Genomic DNA, 3,203 nt, shown 5'->3' with positions numbered 1-3,203 from the left:
TGAATCGCCCCGTGTTTGCCAGAGACTCAATAACTTGAGAAACTGGAACTATGAAAAAATCAAATCGCTATACATCAGAATTTCGTGAACGTGCAATTAGGCTTGTTACCACACAACAGCATGAATACCCTTCTCTTTGGGCTGCGCTAGTATCGATTTCAGATAAACTGGGATGTACCCCAGAAACACTTAGAGCATGGGTCAAGAAATCTCAAGCTCAACCGTCTAAACCCTCTTCTAATACGCAATCAACTGAAGAACGCCTTGCCGTCTTAGAGCGCGAGAATAAAGAGCTCAAGCGAACGAATGATATCCTGAGGCAAGCTGCCGCTTTTTTCGCCCAAGCGGAGCTCGACCGCAAACAGAAGTAATAGTGGATTTTATTGATGCTTGCAGAGAGCATTACGGTGTCGAGTCAATTTGCAAGGAATTGCCGATTGCACCATCAACGTATTATTCTCATAAACAGATACAAAGAGAGCCTGAGCGACTGTCTAACCGCAAAAAGCGTGATGCTGAGCTGATAATACTCATTCGCGAAGTGTGGGAGGATAATATGTCAGTTTATGGTGCAAGAAAAATATGGAAGCAGCTACAGCTTGACGACCATCAAGTCGCCCGCTGTACAGTCGAACGATTGATGCGAGTTATGGGAATTCAAGGTGTTCGTCGGGGTAAAGCACATAAGACAACGATACCTGACGAGCAACAAGATAAGCCACTTGATTTAGTTAATCGTCAATTTACTGCTGAGCAGCCAAATCAACTTTGGGTAGCTGACATCACCTATGGTGTGCCCGGAGTTCAGGGCTAACAAGGATGTTTAAATTGAACCACGAACCTGTCTGTAATCCATGACAATATTGGCAGGAGCCAATAAGTTATGGCTACTTCTGGTTGTGCAGAAGTATGAGTCTGAGCGGCAGTGACTTACCGTATGCTGGTAAGGTAATGTAACTCGCTGACAACGGGAAGTGAGGCGAATTCGTTAAGCCAAGATGCTTCTCTAGACTAAGTATTGGACGGATGAAGAACATGAACCGATTAATCCGCATCTGTGGGCTGAAACGTCGCCACCGTCTACACGAGTTAACAGGCGGTATGACGCTGATATTGTGCAATAAGTAGCTGCGCAATAACCGAACTGGTCAGCAAAATGTAAGTGCTTGCCAGTGGATAAACGCCAAATCACAAGTCTGCGTTTAAGCGTCATCACCTTACAGCACGATAAGGTTAAAGACTGCGATCGGCATCCCCCCCAATATGTTTGAGTTCAGGCCGGTAAACCGGGGAAGGTCTATTTGCATGCTAAGGGAGCATGACCCCGATGACAAATAGGCTGGCGGAGCGCTCGTAGTAGTCCGGGATGGGGAAAGCCCATTACATGGCGAAGGGGCGCAGCTTAATTGATTTACGTCGGCAAATTAGCTGACCTTAACGAGGTGAAGACCTTTGATAATCAGTGAAATGCAACGTAAATTGGCAACATGGACTCAAGCGGATAAATCGCGACGAGTCAATCGACTACTGCGCTTAATTAGTCATCCTCGATGGCTGAAACACGCAGCCGAAATCACCCTTGCAGCCAGAGGAGCGAAAACACCGGGCGTAGACGGGAACACTAAATTCCATCTAAAAGAAGGGTTAGATGAAGAGCTCGCCATACTCAGCCAAGCACTGAGAGATGGCTCTTATCAACCACTTCCGGCAAGGCGAATTTATATTCCCAAAACAAACGGCAAACAACGCCCTTTAGGTATTCCTACCCTGAAAGATCGCATAGTGCAACGCGCCATGCTAATGGCTATGGAGCCAATCTGGGAAAATGACTTTCACTCGTTATCCTATGGCTTCAGACCTGAACGCAGTGTGCATCACGCGATCCGGACAGTAAAACTTCAGTTGACTGATTCCAGTCAGGAGAAAGGACGCTGGGTGATTGAAGGCGATATGTCGAGCTATTTTGATACAGTTCATCATCGATTATTGATGAAGTGCGTCCGTAAACGGATTGCCTGTAAACGGTTCAATCAGCTGCTCTGGCTCTTTATCAAGGCCGGTCATGTTGAAAAGAACCTGTTCTGTGCCACTAACCAAGGCGTACCGCAAGGTGGCGTGATCTCACCACTGCTGTCAAACATCATGCTTAATGAGTTCGATCAGTACCTGAACCAATGCTACCTTAGCAAAAAGGCACGTAAAGATCGCTGGTACTGGAACCACAGTATCAAGATCGGTCGCAAGCCTGCCCTTGAGGAGGAGCGACAATGGAAGCCTGGCGTCGCATACTGTCGTTATGCCGATGACTTTGTTGTTATCGTCAAAGGCACCAAACAACAGGCGCAGGTGATCCGAGAGCAATGCCGAGACTTTCTGGAAAGCAAACTCAAGCTTACGTTGAACATGGAGAAGACCCAAGTTACTCATGTCAATGACGGCTTTGTCTTCTTGGGACATAGAGTGATCCGCAAACGAGGCCCAAAAGGCAACATGCGTGTGGTCAGCACTATCCCGAAAGATAAAGCGAGAGCGTTTACTTGTTCGCTCAACAAAGAACTATCTGGTGACTATAGCTGTAGTCCAATCGATAAGATAGAAAAACTTAACCAGAAACTTAAAGGCTGGTCACAGTTTTACCGTCATACCGATTTCACGGCTAAGGTTTATAGTAAGATAGACAGAGCGGTATTCTGGAAACTGGCTTACTGGTTCGCAGCTAAGTTTAAAACCAGCATCAAGAAGCTAATGATGAAGTTGATCAGACGACCAGAACCCGGCAAAGCGAAAACATGGGTCTATTTCGGTAGGAGCAACAAAGGCAACTTATGCGGTCAATCACTATTTCGATTAGTGAGTAGCCCTAAACGACCTTTTAGATGGCGATTACCAGAATCGAACCCGTATTGCCGGAACGAGGACGAGGTCAGAAATACTGTCACCTCAAGATATCAAGATGTTGCAATGGCTGTTAGCCACAATTAAGTGGAGAGCCGGATGCGCTGAAAGGTGCACGTCCGGTTCGGAGAGGAGAGGTTGGGAGATAGCACGACTACGCCCCGCCTCTTACTCTACTTGCCACATGGAGTGGGTTTGTTTATGTCGCTTTCGTGATAGATGTTTTTTCACGATACATTGTAGGTTGGCGTGTATCAACGACAATGCACACAGAGCTTATTCTTGATGCGTTAGAGCAAGCTATTTGG

At 46.6% G+C, this 3,203-nt stretch carries 3 protein-coding genes, 1 pseudogene and 1 other annotated feature; all 4 genes and pseudogenes read left to right on the top strand.

The window, feature by feature from the left end:
* The first annotated feature begins 50 nt into the window (after positions 1-50).
* Complete coding sequence (locus L1266_RS22055) at positions 51-371, top strand: transposase (protein ID WP_008130909.1); 321 nt, start codon at positions 51-53, stop codon at positions 369-371.
* Positions 329-445 (top strand) — a sequence feature (AL1L pseudoknot). It overlaps the preceding gene by 43 nt.
* Positions 374-814: an IS3 family transposase gene (locus tag L1266_RS22050; RefSeq protein ID WP_082423037.1), complete on the top strand. Its 441-nt coding sequence runs from the start codon at positions 374-376 to the stop codon at positions 812-814. Its footprint overlaps the feature before it by 72 nt.
* A gap of 638 nt (positions 815-1,452) precedes the next feature.
* Entirely contained in the window at positions 1,453-2,982 is a 1,530-nt protein-coding gene (gene ltrA / locus L1266_RS22045; protein WP_055022429.1) for a group II intron reverse transcriptase/maturase, read from the top strand.
* A gap of 83 nt (positions 2,983-3,065) precedes the next feature.
* A pseudogene (locus L1266_RS22040) lies at positions 3,066-3,203 on the top strand (DDE-type integrase/transposase/recombinase); the annotation flags it as partial.

It is taken from the genome of Pseudoalteromonas sp. Cn5-37, assembly GCF_021532495.1.
GTDB lineage: Bacteria > Pseudomonadota > Gammaproteobacteria > Enterobacterales > Alteromonadaceae > Pseudoalteromonas > Pseudoalteromonas simplex.
The sequence above is the reverse complement of the archived record's forward strand: the minus strand, read 5'-3'. Positions and strand labels throughout refer to the sequence as shown.